This window comes from Streptomyces sp. M41(2017), assembly GCF_002078175.1.
In the GTDB taxonomy this organism is placed as follows: Bacteria; Actinomycetota; Actinomycetes; order Streptomycetales; family Streptomycetaceae; genus Streptomyces.
The window spans coordinates 292335-314309 of the sequence record NZ_MWFK01000002.1; the positions used below are offsets into that span (position 1 = coordinate 292335).

The 21975-nt window shown below is 69.3% G+C and carries 16 protein-coding genes; 3 read left to right on the plus strand and 13 right to left on the minus strand.

Annotated elements, in window-relative coordinates; translation table 11 throughout:
• Nucleotide 1: 1 nt before the first annotated feature.
• Genes B0675_RS27010 through B0675_RS27035 form a run of 6 tightly spaced genes read right to left on the minus strand, consistent with a single transcriptional unit; the run spans nt 2 to nt 6790 of the window.
• Complete coding sequence (locus tag B0675_RS27010; RefSeq protein ID WP_081222218.1) at nt 2–796, minus strand: class I SAM-dependent methyltransferase; 795 nt, start codon at nt 794–796, stop codon at nt 2–4.
• A complete protein-coding gene (locus B0675_RS27015; RefSeq protein WP_081222219.1) occupies nt 793–2040 on the minus strand; it encodes an ATP-grasp domain-containing protein in 1248 nt (415 codons plus the stop codon). Before B0675_RS27015 ends, B0675_RS27010 begins: the two co-directional genes overlap by 4 nt.
• Nucleotides 2037–3176, minus strand: a complete 1140-nt coding sequence (locus B0675_RS27020; RefSeq protein WP_081222220.1) for a glycine amidinotransferase — start codon at nt 3174–3176, stop codon at nt 2037–2039. The genes B0675_RS27015 and B0675_RS27020 overlap by 4 nt, the downstream gene beginning before the upstream one ends.
• Before the next feature lie 23 nt (nt 3177–3199).
• Entirely contained in the window at nt 3200–4174 is a 975-nt protein-coding gene (locus B0675_RS27025) for an aspartyl/asparaginyl beta-hydroxylase domain-containing protein (protein WP_081222221.1), read from the minus strand.
• A complete protein-coding gene (locus tag B0675_RS27030) occupies nt 4171–5565 on the minus strand; it encodes a hypothetical protein (protein ID WP_081222222.1) in 1395 nt (464 codons plus the stop codon). The genes B0675_RS27025 and B0675_RS27030 overlap by 4 nt, the downstream gene beginning before the upstream one ends.
• 43 nt (nt 5566–5608) lie before the next feature.
• On the minus strand, nt 5609–6790 hold the full coding sequence (locus tag B0675_RS27035) for a cytochrome P450 (RefSeq protein WP_081222223.1): 1182 nt from the start codon (nt 6788–6790) through the stop codon (nt 5609–5611).
• Nucleotides 6791–7135: 345 nt separating this feature from the next.
• Here B0675_RS27035 and B0675_RS27040 point away from each other — a divergent pair, with 345 nt between their 5' ends.
• On the plus strand, nt 7136–8386 hold the full coding sequence (locus B0675_RS27040; RefSeq protein ID WP_081222224.1) for a transcriptional regulator: 1251 nt from the start codon (nt 7136–7138) through the stop codon (nt 8384–8386).
• Between the two features lie 144 nt (nt 8387–8530).
• Here the strand turns inward: B0675_RS27040 and B0675_RS42200 are convergent, their stop codons facing one another.
• From B0675_RS42200 to B0675_RS42205, 4 genes are all read right to left on the minus strand, one after another.
• Nucleotides 8531–9112, minus strand: coding sequence for a hypothetical protein (locus tag B0675_RS42200; RefSeq protein ID WP_241540014.1), 582 nt, complete (start codon nt 9110–9112; stop codon nt 8531–8533).
• 218 nt (nt 9113–9330) lie between these two features.
• Nucleotides 9331–12777 (minus strand): WD40 repeat domain-containing protein, encoded by a 3447-nt coding sequence (locus B0675_RS27050; protein ID WP_241540015.1) that lies wholly within the window; start codon nt 12775–12777, stop codon nt 9331–9333.
• A 413-nt stretch (nt 12778–13190) separates the two neighbouring features.
• Nucleotides 13191–13715, minus strand: a complete 525-nt coding sequence (locus B0675_RS27055; RefSeq protein ID WP_081222226.1) for a hypothetical protein — start codon at nt 13713–13715, stop codon at nt 13191–13193.
• 18 nt (nt 13716–13733) lie between these two features.
• Nucleotides 13734–14279: a NucA/NucB deoxyribonuclease domain-containing protein gene (locus tag B0675_RS42205; protein WP_241540016.1), complete on the minus strand. Its 546-nt coding sequence runs from the start codon at nt 14277–14279 to the stop codon at nt 13734–13736.
• A 634-nt stretch (nt 14280–14913) separates the two neighbouring features.
• Between B0675_RS42205 and B0675_RS27065 the strand changes: the two genes are divergently transcribed.
• Nucleotides 14914–15737 (plus strand): IS5 family transposase gene (locus B0675_RS27065; protein WP_241540097.1). Its coding sequence is split into 2 segments (ribosomal slippage): nt 14914–15277 and nt 15277–15737, totalling 825 coding nucleotides; the frame shifts between segments, so codons are not numbered across the junction.
• 231 nt (nt 15738–15968) lie between these two features.
• Here B0675_RS27065 and B0675_RS27075 read toward each other — a convergent pair.
• Nucleotides 15969–17132, minus strand: coding sequence for a hypothetical protein (locus B0675_RS27075; protein ID WP_081222228.1), 1164 nt, complete (start codon nt 17130–17132; stop codon nt 15969–15971).
• 1195 nt (nt 17133–18327) lie between these two features.
• Between B0675_RS27075 and B0675_RS27085 the strand changes: the two genes are divergently transcribed.
• Complete coding sequence (locus B0675_RS27085) at nt 18328–19647, plus strand: beta-propeller fold lactonase family protein (RefSeq protein ID WP_143661122.1); 1320 nt, start codon at nt 18328–18330, stop codon at nt 19645–19647.
• Nucleotides 19648–19915: 268 nt separating this feature from the next.
• Here B0675_RS27085 and B0675_RS27090 read toward each other — a convergent pair whose 3' ends face one another.
• Both B0675_RS27090 and B0675_RS27095 read right to left on the minus strand, forming a co-directional pair.
• A complete protein-coding gene (locus B0675_RS27090) occupies nt 19916–20389 on the minus strand; it encodes a hypothetical protein (protein ID WP_081222231.1) in 474 nt (157 codons plus the stop codon).
• Nucleotides 20390–20441: 52 nt separating this feature from the next.
• Entirely contained in the window at nt 20442–21878 is a 1437-nt protein-coding gene (locus tag B0675_RS27095; RefSeq protein WP_143661123.1) for an IS4 family transposase, read from the minus strand.
• Nucleotides 21879–21975 lie beyond the last annotated feature (97 nt).

The following is a 21975-nucleotide window of genomic DNA, read 5'->3' on the forward strand; positions in this document are numbered from 1 at the left end:
CTCAACGGACCGCTGTGACGGCAATCCGGCGCAGCAGGTGCGCGGTGGGCAGTCGGCGTCGGGCCTCGCCCTGGAGTCCGGCCAGAGCGGTCTCCCTCTCGCTGGGGACGGCGAGCGCGTGACGGTAGATCTCCTGGTAGGCGGTGTCCCAGGCCGGATCGTCGACCGTGCAGATCTCGGTGAAGCCCGTGGCGCGCAGCACGCTGTGCCAGTCGGTGTGACGGTGGCGTCCTGGGAGGCGCTCGTCGCCGGGGATGCGTGGCTGCCAGCCGGTGAGGACCAGGCGGCCACCGGGCCTGAGGATCCGCCGCGCCTCCCGGGCGGCTGTCGTGCGGTCCGGTACGTACTGCAGGGCGTCCAGCGACACGGCGCGGTCGACGCTCTCGTCGGGCAGCGGCAGGCTCACGAGGTCGGCGACGCTGAAGACGGCTGGGACGGGCAGGTGCGCGGCGCGGTGTCGGGCTGCGGTGATGGCGACGGCGGAGAAGTCGATGCCGGTCAGGGCCGCGCGTGCGCGGCCGGCGAGCCACAGGCCCGGCCCGCCTGGGCCACACCCCAGGTCGGCCAGCATCTGCCCGTCCTTGAGATGGAGTTGTGCGCTGATGTGGTGGAGCAGGCTCGTACACAGGAAGGAGAAGGGGCCGAGGCCTGGGGGCAGGTGGGGGTCGACGCGGTGTACGAGCTGGCTGAACGCGTTGTCGGCTTGCTCGCGTGCGAAGAGCCGGTCGAACTCCTGCGCGCTGGTGACCTGATGGCTGCGAGTAGCGGGCTCGGGCCTGTCGGAGGACGTCGTCATGACACCTCTTCCTCATCGAGGGTGACGGTGATCCGTTTCAGCAGCTGCTCGGCGTGGCTGTCGACGGCGCGCGGGTGATCGCCGGTCACGATGACGTGGCCCAGACGGCCACGGTTGGACGTGGGCGGTCCGACCCGGGCGCCCGGTGCCGTACGGATGGTGGCGGCCGGGACGGCGGGGCTCAGCTCGGGCAGCCCGGTGATGGAGAGCAGCCGGCCGGGATGGGGCGCCGTCAGGAATCGGACGGTGGCGTAGCCGCTGGAGTCGGGGATCGCGGTGACGGGCCGGCCGAGGGCGATGTCCCACAGGGTGCGCCAGGGGTCGATGCCGAGGGCGTGCTGGAGGAGGACGCCGATGTGTCCGGCGCCGATGCGGGCGCCGACCTCGATGACGGTCGCGCGGCCGCCGGGGGTGACGATGAGTTCGGTGTGGGTGGCGCCGTTGCGGACGCCGACGGCGGCGATGGCCCGGCCGGCCTGTTCGAGGAGCGCGCGTTCGGCCGCGGGCGGGAGATGGGCGGGCAGGCTGTGGCCGAGTTCCACGCGGTGGCGGCCGCGGCTGGTGTGCTTGCGGGTGATGCACAGGTGGGTGGTGTGGCCGGCCTGGGTGAAGGACTCGACGCTGAACTCCTGGCCGGGGATGTGGTCTTGAACCAAGACGCGTCCGTCGCGTGGCAGCCCGTACATCACCGCGGCCGCGCGGGCGCAGTGCCAGGCCTGCTGGAGTTCTTCCGGGTTCGTGGCGACGGTGACGCCGGAGGAGCCGGCGCCGTCGGCCGGTTTGACGACGCAGGGCAAGACGACATGCCCGGCCGCCAGCAGTGCCTGCAGTTCGTCGCCGCTGCGGACGGTCATCGTCCGCGGGCTGGTGACCCCGGCGCCCTCGAACGCGGCCGCCATGACCGCCTTGTTGCGGGACGCGCCGGCCCGTTCGGGATCGTTGCCCGGCAGGGCGAGGTCGCCGCAGCAGCGGGCGGCCAGGTCGGTGAGGTACTCGTTGACGGTCAGCAGGGCCCGGGCGCCGATCCGCCGGCCGTAGGCAGTGATGTCCGCACGGGCCCGGGCGGGTTGGCTCAAGTCGGTGACCAGCGTGCCCGCCAGGAGCTCACGCAGCTCGGCCGGGTAGGCGGCGCGGGTAGCCGCGTCGGTGACGGCGTGCACCGCGAGCCCGGAGACGGCCGCGGCCCGGGCCAGTTCCCAGGACTCGGGGCCGGCCGCCTCCAGCAGCAGGACCGGCACGCTCACCGGTAGTCCTCGGCGCCGCCGGAGCGGCGGGTGTCGAGAGTGAAGCAGTGGAAGCCGCCGCCGAAGAGCCGGCGGTGTCGGTGCTGGACGGGGATCACGGTGAATCCCTCGGCCTCCAGGGTCTTGATCAGGCCGGAGCAGTCGGCGTTGACCAGGACGCGGTCTTCGTCCAGGGACAGGACGTTGATGTCGATGTAGGGGCTGGTGAGGAGGAGATCGGTGTCGTTGTAGGCGGGGAAGCTGCCGGGGTCCGGCTCGGGCGGGACGATGAACTTCCAGGTGCGGAAGGCCTCCGGGATCAGGTCGCGCAGACCTGCGTGCCGGGCGAGGAACACGCCGGGCCTGAGGGCCAGGAGCATGGAGTCGATGTGGTTGTCGGCCATGCGCCACACCCGGTGCACACGGAAGCGGCCCTGCAGCTGTCGCTCCAGCCAGTCGGCGCCGGTGCGGTGGTTGTCCTGGGCGATGTTGACGATGAGGTCCTGGCCCAGGCGCAGGACCTGGGCGCCGTCGAGCATCATCTCGATGCCGACGTCGTAGGGGCTGGGCTGAGGGTCGGTGACCGGTTCGGTGGGGCCGCCGAGGGTGGTGGCCGCGTCGCGGGCGTAGCTGAGGTCGAAGGAGGTGTCGGTGAGGGTGGGGCGGGGCATCGTCGACCAGCGGGCGCCGGCGTCGAAGTAGCGGCGGAAGATGGGGGCGAGGAGGCGGGTCTCCAGGTAGCGGCTGCGGATCGCGGGGGCCGTCTCGATGATCTCGTCGCCGAGGATGAGGGTGTTGTCGCGGATGTTCAGGGCTGGGGTGGGTGCGGCTTGCCAGCCCAGGCCGGCGATCGCCGCGGCGTCGGCCGGTAGTGGCAGTGGCCTGTGCACGGTGATGCCGAGGGAGGCGATCAGCGTGGCGAGGGCTTCGACGTCCTCGTGGAGTTCGTCGGTGTAGCTGCGGCTGATCTTCCACTGCTGGGCCTGTCCGGTGCCGCGGGCGGCGAGGCGGGGGTAGGCCCAGTCGGATCGGTAGCCGTCCAGAGCTTCGTGGAAGAACAGCTCGAAGGTCAGGTCGCGGTCGTGTCCGAGGTAGTTCTCGGCGGACCCGACGATGATCTCGCTCAGCGGGGTGAAGTCGTCGTGGCTGTTCAGCATGGGGCGCTCCTCGGATCGTCTGGTCAGGCGCTGGTGCGGCCTGTGGCCGCGGGGAGGGCAAGCTGCTGGCTGGTGACGGCGCGGCCGTGGCGGGCGTGGACGGCGATGTGGTCGGGGCCGATCCGCAGGGTGCGCTGTTCGCTCCAGCCGGCGTATCGGTACTCGCCGTCCGTGACGTGTGCGAGGGCGAAGGTGCGCTCCCCTGCCTGGAGGCGGAGTCGCCCGTCGCGCCGGGTTACCTGTACCGGCACGGCCGGACCGGTCAGCGGGGTGTCGGCGGCGAAGTCCAGGAAGCCCGACGGCAGGGTGATGGTGGCCGGGAGCCGGTCGTGCGCCTGGCGGTCCGGGGTGGGCTGCCGGTTGTAGAGGACGTCGGCGCTGGCGGCGGCGTCCTGCCAGGTCGGAGGGAAGAGGGCGGCGAGCTCGCGGGTCAGAAGGACGTCGATGACCGCGTGGACGCGGCGGGCGGGACCGGTGTTGCAGACCTGGTGCTCGCGGGAGAAGTTGCCGTACCAGAACTCGCCGGGCTGCCAGCAGTGCTGGGTGCCGTCGAGGATGAGGGCGGCGTCGGGGTGAGTGACGATCGGGATGTGCAGGCGCACCATGCCGCGCTCCAGCGCGTACTTGGGGTCGCAGTGCGGCTGGGAGGCGGCGCCCGGGCCGAGCGCGAGGAGCCGGACGGCGTTCAGCGGGGCGGGGATCTGGTCGAGGACGGTCTGCAGGTAGGGCATCTGGTGCAGCCAGCGGGTGGCGGTGTAGTCGTCGGGGCCGGGGCCGCCCGGGTCGGTGCGGGCGGGGTCGCCGCCGGGGCTGTGCAGGGGCAGGACGCGCCAGTCGGTCGGGCTGTCCGGGCCGATGTGCCCGGCCGCGTGGTGGATGCGCTGGCGCTTCCACTCGTGTCCGGTGACGGCGGCGAGTTCGTGGGCGAGGCGGGCGGCGTCGAATGCCGGGGTGAGGCGAGCTGCGGAGGCGGGCGGCGCCGGGCGGGTGGTGGTCATACGAGGGTGCCTTCCGGGAGGTCCGCCGCCGCGCGGCGGGGGCGGGAGGTGGCGAAGCGGGTGTCGAGGGCGTCGAAGATCGCGGTGTAGTCGGCGTCGTCGGCGTGGACGGTGGAGTAGGTGAACTGTGCGCCCCGGTGGTCGGGGTGGTGGGCGATGGGCATGGAGACGATCACGCCGGTGCGGGTCGCCGGGCTGTAGCCGAGGCCGAGCTTGGCCAGGGCCCGGTGGAAGGTGGCGCCGTCGGGGACTGTCCAGTGGGCGGGGACGTGGGCTTCGGTGACCGTGCGGGCCGGGTCGGTGTGCGCGTGGACGATGTGGTGGGCGAAGACCTCGTAGATGTGCCACGAGCCGGTGATCTGGGCGTTGACCTCGGTGAACAGCACGCTTCCGTCGGGCCGCACGATCGCATCCGTGCTGAGCCGGCCGCGGTAGCCGATCGCCTGGTACGCGCGGGCCAGGCGTGCGGAGCCGTCCAAGAGCTGCTCGCGTACCGTCGGGGTGAGGTCGCGGAGGGGGACACTCTCGTGGCTCAGGTGCCGTTCGGTGTAGCGCAGTTCGCCGGATTCGGTCGGGCGTACTGAGGTGTCGGTGACGTGCTGCTCGCAGTACACGGTGCGGGCGTCGGGGACGAACGCCTCGATGACGACGGGGAACCGGTCGTCGGCGCTGGCCCACGTCCAGCGTTCGTCCCAGTAGGCGGCGACCGCCGCCGGGAGGCCGTGCGGGTTCAGGTGGTGCTGGTGGCGGGCGCCCGCGTGCCCGGTGGCGAGCGATCGGTCGGTGACGAGGAGTTCGTTGCCGACGCCGGCACCGTTGTGGGCCTGCTTGACCACGACCGCCCCGGCGCTCTCCAGCAAGGAGAGTGTTGCGGCGATGGCGTCGCCCGGGTCCCGGACGGTGGTGCCGGCCGCGATCGGTGCACCGGCGGCGGCCGCGAGGATCCTGAACGTCGCCTTGCTGTTGACGAGTTCGCCGCCGCCCTGGGCGAGGAAGGCGGCGCCGGGCAGACGCTCGGACACCCCGAGCGCGGCGGCGAACGAGGCGATGGCCGCCGAGGGCCACAGCGCCCACACCTCCTGCACCGCACGCGTGCCGCCGTTGGCTTCGAGGACCGATCGGACCTGGGTGAGGGTGTCGGGATGGGTGAGGGACTGCGGGTCCAGGAGACGGCCCTCGAAGCGGCCGGGCGGCGGGACGACCAGGTGCAGTCGGTCCGGATCGGTGCCGGTCAGGCCCGTGACGTAGGTGAGGAAGTCGGGGTCCGGGGGCGCGCTAAGGATGACGAGGTCGTCGTCGCGGGCGCCCCACAGGGCGCGCTGCGTCCATGCCCGCAGGTCGCGTCGGTTACGGATGGCCGGGTCGATGTGGTTGGCGATGATGATCCTCAACGCAGCCTCCTGGGCTGGCAGTACGGCGCGGGCGGGTCAGGGGTCAGGGCTGGAGGGACAAGGGCAGGTGGGCGAAGGTGCGCATCGTGGCCGTACGCCGTCGACGGGCGGGCCCGGCCGGGCGCAGAACCTGCCCGGTGTCGAGCAGGGCTTCGACGAGCGCGGTCAGGACGCGTTGGGCCATGACGGTGCCGAGGCAGGCGTGGGTGCCCCAGCCGTAGCCGAGGTGCCGGTTGGGTGAGCGGTCCAGGACGAGCGCGTTCGGGGTGGTGAAGGCGTCGGGGTCGCGGTTGGCGGCGGCGAACAGCACGGTCACCTTCTCGCCGCGGCGCACCGCGACGTCGCCGATCGACAGGTCCACGGCCGCGAGGCGGGTGGTGCCCTGCACGGGCCCGTCGAAGCGGACCAGTTCATCGACGGCGAGGGGTACGAGCCCCGGCCGTTCGCGCAGCGCGGTGAGGACGTCGGGCCGGCGGGCCAGGGTGTCGAGCAGATTGCCGATCGCGGCGGTCAGGGTGCTGTAGCCGCCCTGGAACATCACGCGGGCCGTGTGGATCGCGTAGGCGGCGTGCTCAGGGCCGGCGTTCTCGGTGCCGGCGCGGACGTGCCCCAGGAGTCCGGTGGGCCGGCCGGTGGTGGTGAACCAGGAGGCGACCAGGTAACTGAGCTGCTGGCGGGCGCGGCGGCCGGGCTCGATCAGGCCGGGGTCCAGGCCGCCGTCCATGCTCCGCATGATCGTGTCGGACACCTGCACCCACTCCTCGACGGGCGGCGGCGTGACACCGAGGAGGTCGGCGATCGCGGCCAGCGCGATGGGCTGTGCGAGCTCGCGCATCGCCTCCCACGACGGCTCCCCGGTGAGCGCGGCCAGGCGGGAGGCGGCGCTCTCGAAGGTGCGTTGCTGGAGGGCGGGCAGGTCTTGCTGGTGCAGGGCGGTCATGAACAGGGAGCGCGCCGGCGCCTGATGGGGCGGGTCGAGGACCTGCACACTCAACGACGCGTCGGGGACGGTCCGGCCGAGGCGCCGCGGGTCCCGGGCGAACCGTGTGTGGTCGCGAAGCACACGGACGCAGTCGGCGTAGCGGGTGATGAGCCAGCACTCCATCCCGTCGTGCCAGACCGCTGGGGCCTGTGTGCGCAGCGCGGCGAGCACCGGATACGGGTCGGCGAGGGTGGCAGCGTCCAGCGGGTCGTAGCGCACCGGGCGGGCGGGCAGCGTGTCCACGAGGTTCTCCTTCGCGTGGAGAGAGGCGGGGAGGGGGACCGGTCCCGGCCGGCGACGGGGGGCGCCGTGGGCCGGGACCGGAGCGGTGGAAGACCGCGGCGCGGATCAGTGGTCGTACGTCATGACGAACCCCCTCCCATCTGGACGAAGTCGGGCCGCCGTGGAGGGCGACGAGAAGAGAATGGGCTCAACTGTTCGATGGCGTCGACCGGTTGGAGGGGGTCCCGTGGGGGTCCCGCTCCCGCGAAACGGTGACGGCCCATATGCGCTCGGTGATTGGATGGAGCTGTGGAAGAGACCGCCCCGCATCCACTGGTCGTAGCTCGCCTCGCTGCCGGGGTGACCATGGGCCAGCTCGTGTCACGGATCCGGGCCGCAGCGCGCCGGCGCGGTCTGCGCTCGGGAACCGACGAGGCACGGGTCCGCAAGTGGCAGCGGGGCGTCCGGCCGAGCGAGGAATCCCAGATCTACATCGCCGAAGCGCTCGGCTGGCCGGCGGACATCGTCCGCGCCGATGACTGGCCGACCTGGATTCCCCTGAGCACCGGCGGCCTGGTCCCCCTCGGTCCCGACAGCTCCGTGCCCGCCCTCAGAGAGGCCCTGCGAACAGCGATGGAACGCCGAACCTTCCTTACAATCTCCGGCGGCGCCCTGTCAGCGCTGGCCTCGGACTGGGCCCTTGGCCCCACCGGCGCGCTCGCCCAGGCCCGCGACGGCAAACCCGTCGACGACGACTTCCTCACCCTCCTGGAGAACACCACTCAGCCCCTGGCCGGCCTCGCAACCGAGCAGCGCCAGCACACCGCGCAACTTCTCGACGCCTACCTCGCCACCGTGACTGAACTGATCGAACACGGCCGCTACTCCCCCGCGACCGGCAGGCGCCTGCACACCCTGGCCGCCTCCCTCGCCCAGACGATCGCCTGGCACCGCTTCGATCTCGGCCAGCACGCCCCCGCCAGCCAGTACTGGGTCGCCGCCCTGCACAACGCACACGCCGCCGGCGACCACGACATGGGAGCCGGCCTCTTGGGCGATCTCGCCTATCAAGCCGCCTGGCGGAAGGACCACACCACCGCCGCCAGCATCCTGGGCCACGCCCTGACCCGAGCCCAGAACCCCGCCGCCCGCTGCCTCCTCCAACTCCGTCTCGCCCGCACCCTCGCAGCGCAACACGACCGCCGGTCCGTCCTGCGCGCCCTCGGCGCAGCGGAGAAGCACCTCGCCGACGCCGGCACCGACCGGCCCGCCTGGTGCTCCTGGGTCTCCGAAGCCGACCTCGCCGTCGACTCCGGCCAAGCCCTCCTCGACCTCGGCGACACCGGCCGCGCCCACCAGCTCATCACCGAAGGCGAGCAACTCCTCCCGGCCGCGCGCGACAAGACCCGCGGCGTGTTCCTCACCTACCAGGCCGCCAGCCACCTCGACCAGCAGGAACCCGAACCCGCCGCGGCCGCCGCCACCCAAGCCCTCCTCCTGGCCCGCCGCATCGGCGCACCCCGCTGCACCAGCCTCGTCGAGGCCCTCCTCCCCCGCTTCCAGCCCTACCGTCGCACGCCCGGGGTTCCCGAACTCCTCCACCTCGCCGCCGCATGACGCTCACCGCCGCCCGGAGGAGGCCGCCAGTGCGGGGCCCCCGCGAACAGCGCGGAGCTCAGGGGTTAGTGGGCAGGATGCTGGGGCTCCGGGATCTCGCACCACGGATCCTCGCAGTGCGTGATGTATGTCTCGGCTACAGGACTATCGAGACGCCGGCCAGACGTCTGGCCGGGCGTCCAGCCGATGCACGTCGGCCGGTGGCCGGTGCCGGCGCGGCAGTACTCCTCCACGGCCGCGCGGATGCGGCCGACGGGTAGAGCGCTGCGCGGGTGGTGGAAGAGGGGAAACCCTGGGTCGGCGATGACGTTGGGGGTCCTTGGAGGGCGGAGCCGGATTGTCTGAAAGCCACACCTGGTCGGCAATGGAGGGGTCCATCTCCACCGTGGATCCTCGGGTGAGCATCCACTTGAGAGCGCCGTGTCCGGTGCGAGCGTTCACGGCGACGTGCAGATAGCTGTCGAAGTCGAGCAGGCCGCCGGTAGAGCCTTCGGGTCGGCCCGTGAAGGTGAACTCGGCGATCTGACCTCCATAGGGCCAGGTTGCTTGAGGCAGGTCCTTCAGCACCTGCGAGATCGCTTCGGCCAGGTGCCCTGTCACGAGCTTTGCATCAGGATGTGGTTCTGGCTCTGGCACGTTCTCAACCAGGACTGTGACGAGCAGTTCCGTCTCCTGCCAGGTATCAGGCTGATGCCGTCGACCGTGCATATAGACGTCGAGGATCATCCCGTTCCTCCTCTTGCAGCGGCCAGCGCGTCCGAGCTGTCGCACGAAATTGACGTAACTCAGCCCCAAGTCTTCAGCGCTAGGCGACCTGCCGGAGATCGCCGCCTCCTTGCAGGACATCGTCGATCAGTCTGATCGCTTCCGGCGGCAACTTTGACCGGGTGCCGTTGGCGTGGAGGTAGACCTCCTTCCAGTGAGGCAGGTGCCGATGGTGGGTATCAGTTCCTGTCAGGTAGTTGGAAGGAGCGGCGCTCCTTGGTGCTGAGTTGCCGGAAGACCCGCTGGCGGGCGCGGTGCAGCAGGCCGTCGGTGTCGTTATCGGCCATCGTCCAGACGCGTACGGTGCGGTCGCTGGAGGCGGTCGCCAGTCGCGAGCCGTCCGGGTGCCAGGCGAGGCCGCTCACCCGGTCGGCGTGGATGCCAAGTACCGCGGTCTGGGTGGCGCTGTCGGGGTCCCAGAGACGGACCGTGCGGTCCTGGGATACGGATGCGATGCAGGTGCCGTCGGGTGACCAGGCAACGTCTTGGACCCGCTCCTCGTGGCCGGCTAGGACAGCGAGTTCGGTGGCGTCGAAGGGGTCCCACAGGCGGATCGTGCGGTCGCGTGAGCCGGTGACGAGGCGGCGGCCGTCGGGTGACCAGTGGACCTTCCAGACGTAGTCCAGGTGACCGCGCAGGGTGGTAACGGCGGTGCCGTCGGTGGTGTCCCAGACGATGGCGGTGCGGTCCGTGCTGGACGTGGCGAGGTAGCGGCTCTCCGGTGACCAGGCGGTTCCGCCGATCCAGTCCTCGTGTCCCCGCAGGATGTGGATGGTCATACCGGTGGCGGCGTCCCAGACGCGGGCTGTGCCGTCGCGGGATCCGGTGGCGATGCGGGTGCCGTCCGGGGACCAGGAGACGTGGGAGAGTGCCTGGGTGTGTCCGGCCAGGTTGATGTCATCGTCGCGGCCGTCCTGGTACCACACGACGGCCGCACCATCGCGCAGGGCGATGACCAGACGGGTGCCGTCGGGAGACCAGGCCGCATCGGATGCTTCACCATCGTGCCATTCGCCGGTCGTACGGCCGGTGGTGAAGTCCCGGATGTTTAGGGAGCCGTCCTGGTGGACGGACGCGATGGATGTCCCGTCGGGCGACCAGGAGACGCGGAGGACCCCGCCGTCGCGGCTGCTGAAGATATTGGTTGTTTCGGTCGCGTTCCACACAGCCGCGGTTCGGTCGCGTGAGGCGGTAGCGAGCCTCGACCCGTCGGGAGACCAGGCGATGCCGTAGATGGTGTCGGCGTGCCCGGTGAGCCGGTCGTCAGCCTCGGTCCCGTCGAGGCTCCAGACCCAGGCGGTCCGGTCCGCGTCACCACCGGCCAGGCGCGTGCCGTCCGGTGACCAGGCCAGGGAGTTGATGACCTCCGGGCTCTCCAGGGTCCGCTGCACCTGCCAGTTGCGGGTGTCCCAGATCCGTATGGTCCGGTCACCGGAGGCCGAAGCGAGCCGGTGGCCGTCAGGCGCCCACCGAATGGACTCGACGTTGTCCTGGTGGTCGGTGAGCACGGTTACGACGGCTGCGGTGGCCGCTGCCCAGACCCGTATCGTGCCGTCTTCTCCGCCACTGGCCACGTTTTTCCCGTCAGGTGACCACGTCACGCTCCAGACCATGCGCTGGTGCCCGCGCAGTACTGCGGATTCGGCGTAGGTGTCGGCGTCCCAGATCCGCACGGCGCAGTCGCTGCCGACTGACGCGAGGCGGCTGCCATCGGGCGACCAGGCGACACCGCCGACCCCCTCCTCCCGGTCATGGGTCGCCGCCGTGTGGCGCAGGATGGCCAGTTCGGCCCAGGTGTCGCAGGACCAGACGCGCACGGTGGTGTCCCTGCAGCCAGCCGCGAGTCTGCGTCCGTCGGGGGACCAGGCCACCCCCTGTACCCAGGTGCCGTTCCCCGCAAGCACCACGGGCTGGTCGTCGCAGTCTGGACGCCACACCCGTACGGTGCCGTCGTCGCTGGACACGGCCAGCTGCAGCCCGTCCGGCGACCAGGCCACCCCGGACGCGCCGCGTTCGAAGCCGCGCAGTACGGCTCGCAGTCGGGAGGCGTCCAGGGTTGTGTGCAGCGCCTGGACCGCGCCGGGTGTGGCCGAGCACTCCTCGACCGCCGCGAGGGCGGCAAGCAGGGCGGTCTCCGGCTCCGTGTGGAGGCTTTCGAGGGCCCGGATGGCCACCGTGTCCGCGGCACGTTCCATCGTGGCCCGGTCCGCTCGCAGCGACCGGTCCACGAACTCCTCGACCAGTGGCGTCGCGCCGACCGTCCGCGAGGACTGCGCCAGCCACCGGCGGGCGATAGACAGCCGCTCCCCTGTGAGGAGGTAGGCGTCCTGGCGCTCCGCGTGGTCCCAGTCCTGCGCCCAGCGTTCCAGCTCGGTGCGGCGGCGCAGGTCCTCGCTACGGGCGACGACCGCTTGCCGCAACGGTGCCCACTGGCGGAATAGCGCCTCGTGGGCCACGTTCAGGACGCCCCCGTCGCTGGTGAGTAGGCGTCCGGCGACAAAGGCGTCGGCGACCTCCAGTTCTCGCGGGGTGATATCGCCGCGGTGGACCCGGCGGCGGGTGGCTTCGTTGCGGTCGATGGTGACGAACCGCAGCAGGGTGGGGATCACGGGTGCGTCCGCGAGCTCGCCGGTGATCTGGTCGGCCCGCTCGGACAGGGCTCCGGCGACGCCCCCGAGGGCGAGGTACGTCTCCTCGGTCACCGTCCCGCCGGACCCTCCGGCCCGCAGGTACAGCTCCTGGAGGGTGTAGGCAAGCAGCGGCAGAGCGTCGCCTCCGCCGCATTCATCGACCATGCGGGCCACGACGCCCGAGGCGAAGGTCAGCCCGGCCTGCTCGGCAGGCTTTTCGATGACCTCGTACAGCGCGTCCCGGGCTAGTGCGCCGACGACGGTCGGGTTGCGCACCAGCTCGGCGAATCCTGACTCCAGGAACCCGGTGAGGAAGTCCGAGCGTAAGGTGGCCACCATCCACAGCCTCGTGTCACGCTCCAACGCCTCGCGTGCGGCGGTGAGGAACGCGTCCCGCTCCTCGCGGCCGGACAGGGTGAGTAGCTCCTCCAGCTGGTCGATCACCAGCAACGCGGGCCTTGCTTGGGGCAGTTGGGTCAGCCGACGTTGCAGGGTGCCGACTGGGTCCTCGCCGGGCGAGAACGGTAGCGCGACCGCCCAGCGCCCCCGCCGGCGGGCCAGCGCCGGCAGCAGCCCGGCCCGCACCAACGACGACTTTCCACTCCCCGATGGCCCGATCACGGTCACAAACCGCTGCGCCCGCGCCGGCACCACCGGATGCAGCCGTCCGACCAGCTCGGCGATCTCCCGGTCGCGCCCGAAGAAGATGGCCGCGTCGTCCTCCGTGAAAGCTTCAAGTCCTGGGTATGGAGGCTGGGCGTTGTTCCATACCCGGCGTGCCCGCGCCGGCCGGTCGAGGAGGTGCAGCGCGATCTGGCCCCCGACCAGCAGCGCCAGCGCGACGCCGATCAGAGGCACCGACCAGTCCCGCAACAGCCGCAGGACCAGAGGCACATGGTCCGACTGCCCGGTCGCGTAGTTCGTCGCGATACCCAGCAGGGTTCCGACCAGCATGAGCAGGACATCGACCACGAGCTTGACGGGGCGTCGATCCATAGATCGACAACTTAGTCGTCAGCGAGGCGGAGATGGGCAGATCCTCATAACAACTCGAGTCCGCTGTATGTCCAATTTGCCGAAGAATCACAGCTCGGCAGGCTCTAGCTCTTCACCCTCCCGTCGCTTCTTATGGTCGCAGCGAGTGCTGTTGACCAGCTCAGATGTGTGCAATGCGGTGTGAGAGCCTCTTGGCATGAGCTACGCCCTGGCTGTCTGCGAAGGCGAGCGGCCGGCGGACGGCAGAGCCGCCGGCCGGTTTTTCAACGACCTGTACGACCGCTATCTCGACGGTGAGCCCGATCCTCCATAGGTCCAGTTCACGGGGTATCGGATGCCGTTTCCCGTACACCATCCGTCTCTCGGATCTTCGTTCTAACGGTCCTGCGGCGGTTTTCTTTCAGCATCCGGGCTTACAGCTCGTCGTCACTGGGTTCTGAGGCACGGCTGTAGGCGAGGTCCAGGACGTAGCGCTCGGTCACTGGGGGGTTGTTCCACGCCTCGGTGAGGTCGTCCTCGAAGGTGTCATCGGTGGGGCGGTCGAGGGTCGTCTGGTAGTAATCCCCGGTCGTCTGGCGGTTTTCCCCCCAGGCGTGCCCGGTGTAGACACCCGAGCGGGGGAGGGACATTTCGCCGGCGGGGCCGTATTCCAGTTGGTTCACCACGAGAATCGCCGTCTCCGACTCGATGCTGACCGAAACCGAGCCCTCGGCTCCAGCAGGAGGAGGGGGAGGGCTGTCCCAGAGCCGGATGGCGACCTCGACGTCGATGTCGGGCTGCAGGCTTTGGATGTACAGGTGGTAGCCGTTGCCGGCTACCACCTGGGTGCGGGCGGCGGCCATGGCGTCGTCGTCACTGAGATAGGCGTCCGCGTCGTAGATCTCGACGACACGGCGACCGGGTGTGGCCTTGCACCTGTATTCGGCCAGGAGCGCCATGGTGCCGCTGCCCTTCTGCTAGTTGGTGATCTTCATGTAGAAGGCGTCGCCGTCGAGGATCCGGTTGAGGGTGTACATCTGGTCGAGCCTGCGACCGCCGGTCTCGTTGTCGGTGCCATCGATCAGCCGGACGGAGAACCGGTTGTCACCCTTGTTCGAGCCCTCCTTGGTGGAGGCGTACGGGTACTCGTCGCACTGGAGATCCGTTCCCTTGTAGTCCCCCCACACCTTCTCGCATTCCTTGATAGATCGGGTCCGGTTCTTCTTCTGCTTCTCCTTGTCGACCAGGCGGTGCAGGGGCTCCTTCACTCCCGGTACGGTCTTGCCCGGCCAAGAGGGGAAGGTACGTTCCGGTCGGTTGAGGGCGTCGTAGATGTGCAGCGCGCTCTCGTTGACCGCCGGATCTTTCTGGCTCAGCACGAGTTCCACCCGGGCCTGGGTAAAGACGGTTCCCAGGAACTTGCCGCCGATCTTTCCGGCATAGTCGTAACGGACGCTGGAGGTGTAGACGCTGCCGCCCTCGGTGAAGGGCGCGGCGTTGGGAGAGCTCGCGCTGAGGTCCATCGAAACGGTCGAGAAGACCTTTGCTGGTTGCCTTGGTCGTACAGGGGGCCCTTGTCCGGGGACGTGTAGGAGAGGTTCCAGTGCGGCTGGCTGTCCCAGACGCCGAGCAACTCGTCGCGTTCGGTGGTCTGCGGCGTGGTGACCTGGGGGTCCGGGTCGCTTGTGGAGGCGTTGATGGTCTGGCGGAAGTGCTGGCCGAGCCGCCACTTCGTGGCGTCCTCGGTGGGGAGGGGCTGCACGATGATGTTCTCGATGCTGGCGAGGTAGTCGACTCGTCGGCTGCCGTCGTAGGCGAAGCCGAGAACCCACTGGTCGAACTTGAGGCGGCCCAGGCTGGTGGTGCCTCTGATATCTCGCAGGACCAGGTCGAAGGGGCGCTTCTGGCAGCTCTCGAACCGCGACTTGATCCATCCGGCTGCGGCTTTGGCCTGTGCCGCGTGTGCCGCGCATTCCTGGCGCAGGTCTTGCTCGTCGTCAGGAGCGGCTACCGGCGCGGCTGTGAGCGATGCGGACTTCGTATGGTGGGACCGGGCGTACTGGGTGTACGGAAGGGGCTTGCCCAGACCTCGCAGGTCCTTAGAGGTCCTAACAGAAGCTGTTGATCATGTGACTTTCGGCTTCAGCGTTCGTTGGTCTGGTCGTGGGGAAGCGTCAGTCGCGGCCGTGGATCGTTTCGGATGAACTGTGGTCGCTCATCGAGCCGTTGTTGCCCGAGGCCGCTCCGAAATTGGTGGAGGGCAGACCGCGGGTGCCGGACCGGCAGGCCTTGTGCGGGATCCTGTTCGTGCTGCATACGGGCATCCAGTGGGAGTACCTGCCGCAGGAACTGGGCTTCGGCTCGGGCATGACCTGCTGGCGGCGCCTGGCCGCGTGGAACGAGGCCGGTGTGTGGGACGCGCTGCACCTGGTGCTGCTGAAGCGGCTGCGGGCTGCGAACAGGCTGGACTGGTCGCGGGCGGTGATCGACTCTTCCCACGTCCGGGCCGCTCGGCGAGGCCCAAAAGCGGACCCAGCCCGGTCGACCGCGCGCGGCCGGGCAGCAAGCACCACGTCGTCACCGACGCCCAGGGCATCCCGCTCGCGGTGTCGCTGACCGGCGGAAACCGCAACGACGTCACGCAGTTGCTGCCTCTGCTGGACAAGATTCCGGCCGTGGCAGGCGTCGTCGGCCGACCCAGACGCAGACCCGATGCCCTGCTCGCCGACCGCGGCTACGACCACGACAAGTACCGCCGCCTGCTCTGGGACCGCGGCATCCGCCCGGTCATCGCCGAACGAGGCGTCGAACACGGCTCCGGCCTGGGCATTTTCCGCTGGGTAGTAGAGCGCACGATCGCCTGGCTGCACGGTTTCCGACGACTGCGGATCCGCTGGGAACGACGCGACGACATCCACGAGGCTTTCCTCGGCCTCGCCACCTGCCTGATCACCCACCGGCACGTCCAACACCTTTGTTAGGACCTCTTAGCGGGCAGGGACGCGGCATCGACGAACCTGGTGGCCGCCTGGGGGGTCGGGTCGTTTCCTGCGGGCGCGGCGTGGCCAGCAGACGTGGTGGCGGCCATGAGAACCGCCACGGCTGCGGCGGTGGCGGTTCCACGGGCCAGACGAATGAAGGTGGCGCTTATGGTCACCGGTGAACTCCTTGCGGGCATGGGGAGGCTTCAGGGAACCGGGGGCTCGAAGTGGTCACGGAACATCGCAGAGTTCGCCCCAGCACGCGTCCACCAGTGCACCCGTGCGCGGGCTGTAGCGGGCCGTGAATCCCGCGAATCGGTGATCGTCTCGCTGCAGGCCAGGAGTGGAGCGGGGGGACGAGACCGTCCAGACGTCGTCAGCGTCGCCGGAGACCGCGCGCGGGGCGGCTGTCAGCCCAGCGGGTGACGACGAGGGCGGCTCTACGTCGACGTCGTCGCCCGGGACGTCGAAGGCCGCGGCAGCCCGCTCCCGGAGGTTGGCGGCGGATACGTCCGCATCGGCTGCTGGGTCTTCGGCCGGGCGGCCGGCAGCGAGCGCGGCGGCGTTGCAGACCCGCACGGTGACCACGCACTCCGACAGGCCGGGCACGCTGGCGAGGCAGTCATCAGCGTCGTTTTCGAGGCAGGACTGCAGGGCGCCCTGGTCCACGCCGTTGAATGTGGCGGGCAGATCGGGCGGGAGAGTGCCGGCGGGGTGTGTCCGGGCGTCCGGCGTGCTGGGTGGGGATGCCGTGGCGGCGGCCTGTCTGCGGGGCTTGCTCACCGTCCACTGGGTGAACTTGCTGTTGTCGGTCATCTTCGTGGTGAAGCAGCTCGGCGGCTTGTGGGTCGTGCTGCACGCCGGGAGCGTGACCGATTTGGCTACGTTGCCGGTTGCCACCTGCTGCCACGCCTTGTTGCCGGTCATGAACTGCATCCGGTTGGCGATGGAGGGGACATCGACATACTTCGGCCCCGATACCTCAAGGCCGACGTCGACCCGGTTGGTGTTGCCGCCCACCACCTTGAGCTGCTTGGTGGTGGAACCGACTTTGTTGAAGTCGTAGAGAACATCCCACTGATTACCGCTGTCCTGGCGGACCGTCATGTACGTGTGGTTGCGCTTGTCTGCCTTCGTCGGGTTGACCCCGGCCCGTATAGCGGTCGTTCGCCCGCCGCTCGTGGTCATTTCCGTCCATCGCGGCCCGTAGGTGTGCGTGGCTTTCCCAGTCTTCTCCGCGTAGAGGCCGATCTCGATGTTGGGAGCGGCTAGCGGACTGCCGGACGTGTTCGGGCTCACACGGAGGTAGTTGCCGACCTGCACGGTCGCCGATCCGGTATCGACCTGATCGAAGGTGATCGGCACGTTGCGCCATGTTGCGAAGCTGCCGATCATTGGCTCCCCTGGCTGGCCGCACGTCATCCCCCAGTACGTGATGCGGGAGTTGTAGAGGAGGCTGCATGCCTCTGCAGGAGCGGAAGCGTGGGCTTGCGGGGCGGTGCTGAGAACAGTGAGTGCGGCGACCCCGGCGCTTGCCGAGGCCAAGAGTTTCGCGCGTGAACGCGACAAGGTTCCCCCTAGAAAAGATCAAGAAAGGTCACAGGGAACCTATCGCCTGACATTGCCTGACTTGCATGGTTATCAGGCCAGTTGACTTAATTTGTATGCATGATACGCATCACAACTGCACATCAATCACACGGAGAACGGACAGATTCGAGTCTCCGCAATCGACAACAGTTGCTCCTGAGGTCGCGCACGAAGGACGAGATCGCGAAGGCGGAGACCCTCATTGAGTGGGCCTGCTGCCGACGTCGGACGCATGCTCCGTTTGCAGGCGGGAGGGCATCCGCGGGCAGGGCGCCGCTTCTCGGCGGGCTGGGGCAGCACGGAGACGCTCGACGTTCAGCTCGTCGAGCCGAGCATGGTGGCCGAGGTGAGCGGCGACATCTCCTTGGACGCGGGAGGCCGGTGGCGCCACCCTGTGCGGCTGGTGCGAGTCCGACCAGACCTTGACGTGTCCGACGTTCAGCCGTTTCGCCATCCTGTCGACTGACCAGGTCCTCTTTTCGAACAGGGCCTCAGGTAGCGCGAGGGACCGGTTCCTTCTTCGTTGATGACCCTGGGGCGTCTCGCACAGTGTCGGTACCCCCTTTGTCTGGCAGGCGCTGGCCGCCAATCCTCAGGTCCCTCCGGCGGCTCTCCAGAAACTGACCGACTCGTGGCGGAACAAGAAGCACTGCCCTCCCACTCCCTCGTTCGACAGATGAGATCAACGTCCCGACGCTGGGCCACGGTTCGTCACCCACGCGGTACGACCACCCATGAACGCTGTTGCCAGCATGCGGGCCGACGCGGGCACAGGGCTTGCTTGCGGGCAGAGGCGGGGTTCTGTCGGAAGAACGTCAGTGGTGGGACCGTGTGAGCGGAACTGCTGTCAGATTCGCGGGCCGCCAGGTTCCACCGGTCTGGTGCCTGCTCGCAGAAGGGGGCCTCAGTGTTCTCGACGTTACCTGCTCGACCAGTGCACGGCAGACCACGCAACGTTCTCTCCAGCATCCTGGTGGGCCTTGCACTTTTAGCTGGTGCGGTGAGCGGACTCGACACGGGCAATGCCGCCGCGGCGACGCCAGTCGGTCCAATTGTCCTCGTTGCGAACAGCGGCGCCGGCAGTGTCGCTGTGATCGACGGCACGGATGACGAGTCCGGCTCGTCCGTCGCTGTGGGAGGCACGCCGCACGGCGTGGCCGTCAATCAGGCCGGCACTACCGCGTACGTCACCGACACGGATGGGGGCACGGTCTCCGTCATCAGCACTGCAACCGGAACCGTGACCGCCACGGTCACAGTCGGTGCCCTCCCCTACGGCGTAGCCGTCACCCCGGATGGCACCAAGGTGTACGTCACCAACCTTGGCGACAACAGCCTCTCCGTGATCAGCACCGCCACCAACACTGTCACCTCAACCCTTGCCGTCGGCATGCGCCCGATCGACGTGGCCGTCAGCCCGACCGGCACGCAGGCCTACGTCACCAACGACAGCGACACCAACACGCTCTACGTGATCAACACCGCGACCGACACGGTCAGTTCCACCATCCCGCTCCCAGCCCACGCCTACGGCGTCGCCTTCAGTCCGGACGGCACGCAGGCCTACGTCGCGCTCGTCAACGGCGGCTCGATCGCGATCATCAATACCGCCACCCACGCCGTCACCTCGACCATCCCTGTCGGCATCGCCCCCCACGGCATCGCCGTGTCTCCCGACGGCACGCGGATCCAGGTCGCCAACCACGACAGCAACACGGTCTCGCTCATCAACGCTGTCACCCGCGCCGTTACCGCGACGGTTCCGACCGGCTCCGGACCGGAGGAGGCCGTGTTCAACCCAGCAGGCACCAAGGCCTACGTCTCCAACAGCAACACCAACACGGTCACGGTCATCAACACCGCCACCGGCACCGTCGCCTCCACTGCCGTAGTAGGCAGCCGCCCGGCCGGGATCGCGGTCGCAGCGCCTCCCAAGGCAGACCTCGGCGCGACAATGACCGCGGTGGGCGTCCCCGGCCTCCTCAACGGACACATCGACTACACGATCACCATCACCAACAACGGACCCTTAGCGGTCACGTCCGCGACCTTCACCGCCATCCTGCCCGGACCAATGACCGCCACCAGTAGCTCCTGCACTCCGGCTGGCAACCACGTCACCTGCACGCTCGGGGCCCTGCCATCAGGGAGCCACACCACTCGCAGCTTCACCGTTCCCGTCGGCCTGCTCACCCTGGGTCTGCCCTACAACGTCACGGCCTCACGAACGATCAGCAGTCCCACCGACGACAACCCTGGCAACGACACGGCGACTCGAACGTGCACCGTGGTCACCTCCCTGACCATCACTTGCAGCTGACGCAGTCCCCTCCCCCACTGCCAACGCTCGGCCTCGAAAGTGTGCGGGAGACGGTCCTGGCGGTCAGAGGTCTCGCTTGGCCCGTAGAGCTCTGCTGCAGGTTGTCGGGCGCCTGCGGGTCACGGCCTCCCTAGGACCGACGCAGGCAAGCCGCGGCGCGGGGCTTCCCCTTGCTGGAGGGCACAGGGTTGGGGCTGGGCAGCGTGGTACCAGGGGCCTTCGCCGGCCAATGCAGTTGCCTTACGACCGAGCCGCCTGAGCCCCGGAGCTACTGGGCCGTTTCTCCCTGGGTGGACTCCCGTCTCCAGCGCAGTTCGTTCACTGCCTCTGCCGCCTCCCTGCGCACCTCGGGGTGGGGGTGGTGAAGGAACCGCTCGACGATCGACAGAGCCGCCTGGTCGTGAGTCGAGCCGAGGATGGCCAGGACGTAGTCCAGGAGCAAGGGTTCGAAGACATCCGCACCGACGGCGAGCGGCTCCACCACCCGGTAGGGAAGTTCGTAGTGCGTGGAGGCGGTGCAGGCTGCGTGCAGCGCGGACTCCCGCACCGGGTAGCCCTCGTCAGAAAGCGCGACCATGACGAGGCGCTCGACAGTCCGCACTGCGTCGTCCGGCGTCAGACGGCCCGTCTCCAGGACGTCGCTGACGACATCGAGGCAGAGGTCCCGGCGGCCCGCATCGGAGCCGTTCAGCTCCTCCCAGGCCGATTCGATCAATGCCGTCAGGCCCTGATATCCGTCCACTGCCAGAGCATAGGAGACGGTCGCCGCCTGGTCTCAGGGATAAATGACGTGGTCAGGGCGGTGACACAGCTTGCGTTCCCTTCAGCGCTGGTCGACCGGCCCTGCGGCTGCTCTTCGCCTTCGAGGTTGGGTTGTGGGCCCATCGGCCAGGCTGGACCGTGCCGCGTCTGGCACGGGTTCTCAGGACGGGCCAGCGGTTCGGTTTCTTGATCGCGCGAGGGCAGTCGCGATTGCGCCGGGCCGGAAGAAGGCGACTCCGTGCCTCCCGTCCGGCCTCGGTGAGGGAGCGGGCGAGCTTGGCGGTGGTTGCTCCGAGCTGGGACGGGATGCTGCGCCGGACGATGCGGACGCACTTCAGGTAGGAGACGCGGTCGGCGTCCACGGCTGGGCGGGCGAGCGCTGCTGTGCGGGCGAACTGGCGGATTGCGTGGTGGACGGCGATCTCGTCGAAGGCGAGCTCGATCTCCCAGCGTTCCCGGTAGAGCGCGACGAGCTCAGCGGCCGGGTGCTGCTCGGGGTCCAGCAGTGTCGTGCCCAGGTAGGCGACCTTGTCGTCCTTGGCGAAGGTGATGACCCGGTAGATCACGTACTTGGGCAGGGACCGGCCTTCCCGGGCGGCACGGAGCCGGACCTCCTTGCCCGGTCGCGCCATCGACAGGTACGAGCCGTCCGGAAGTTCCTCCTGGACGGTGCCGAGATGGTTGGACTGGAGCCTGACCAGCAGATCCGCGCCCGCCATGGTGAAGACGTGAGCGAACTCGACCGACCAGAAGCCGCGGTCGGCGATGACCAGGTCGCCGGGGCCGGTGGAGCCGGCCAGCGGGTAAGCGAGGCCGCGTTCTCCGTCGCGGTAACCGCCGAGGCGGGCATCGAGGACTCCGTGCGTTCCGACCTCGGCCAGGACCACCGCCCTGACCTGGGGGATGCCGAAGGGCACACCGCCGGTGGCGGAGGGGCCGTCGAAGGTGTCGCCGTTACTCGTCGAATCCGGAAGATCGAACTGCGTGCCATCCAGGGCGAGGAGCCGCAGACCTCGCCACCATGCGCCGGGCGTGGCCGGGGTGGCGAGCGGGCCGGCCACCTGGCGGAACACGGTCTCCAACACGTCCTCGCCGAGGCGGGCGCGAGCCCGGCACAACGACGACCGGTTCACCCGCGCGAGGGCCCCGCTGCCCGGGATGCCGCTGGTCAGCACCCGCAGCACCTCCTCGTACGACTCCCGGGCGAACAGACACCGTACGCCTTCTCCGGCAGGCATACACAGGTGGACAAGTCGCGCGTTGAGGCGTCGCGTCGGAGGAGGCGCGACCTTCAGCACCGCCCGCTGCCCGTCGCGGAGTCGGATCCGGTAGACCACGTTGAACCAGCCGTGCGTGATCTCTTCGGCGAAGTCGTCGCCCTCCGGTACCTGGGCGGCTCCGCATGATCGCTCGATCATCGCCCGCAGCGTCCGGACCGACTGCCGGTTCTTGGTGATGCTCTCGGTCACTGCCTTCACGGTCGTTCCCTTCGGGTACGGCGGTACGGACCCGCCCGGCCTGACCTGACCATCGCTTCTTGGGGCGACCGAGCGCCTCACACCGTAC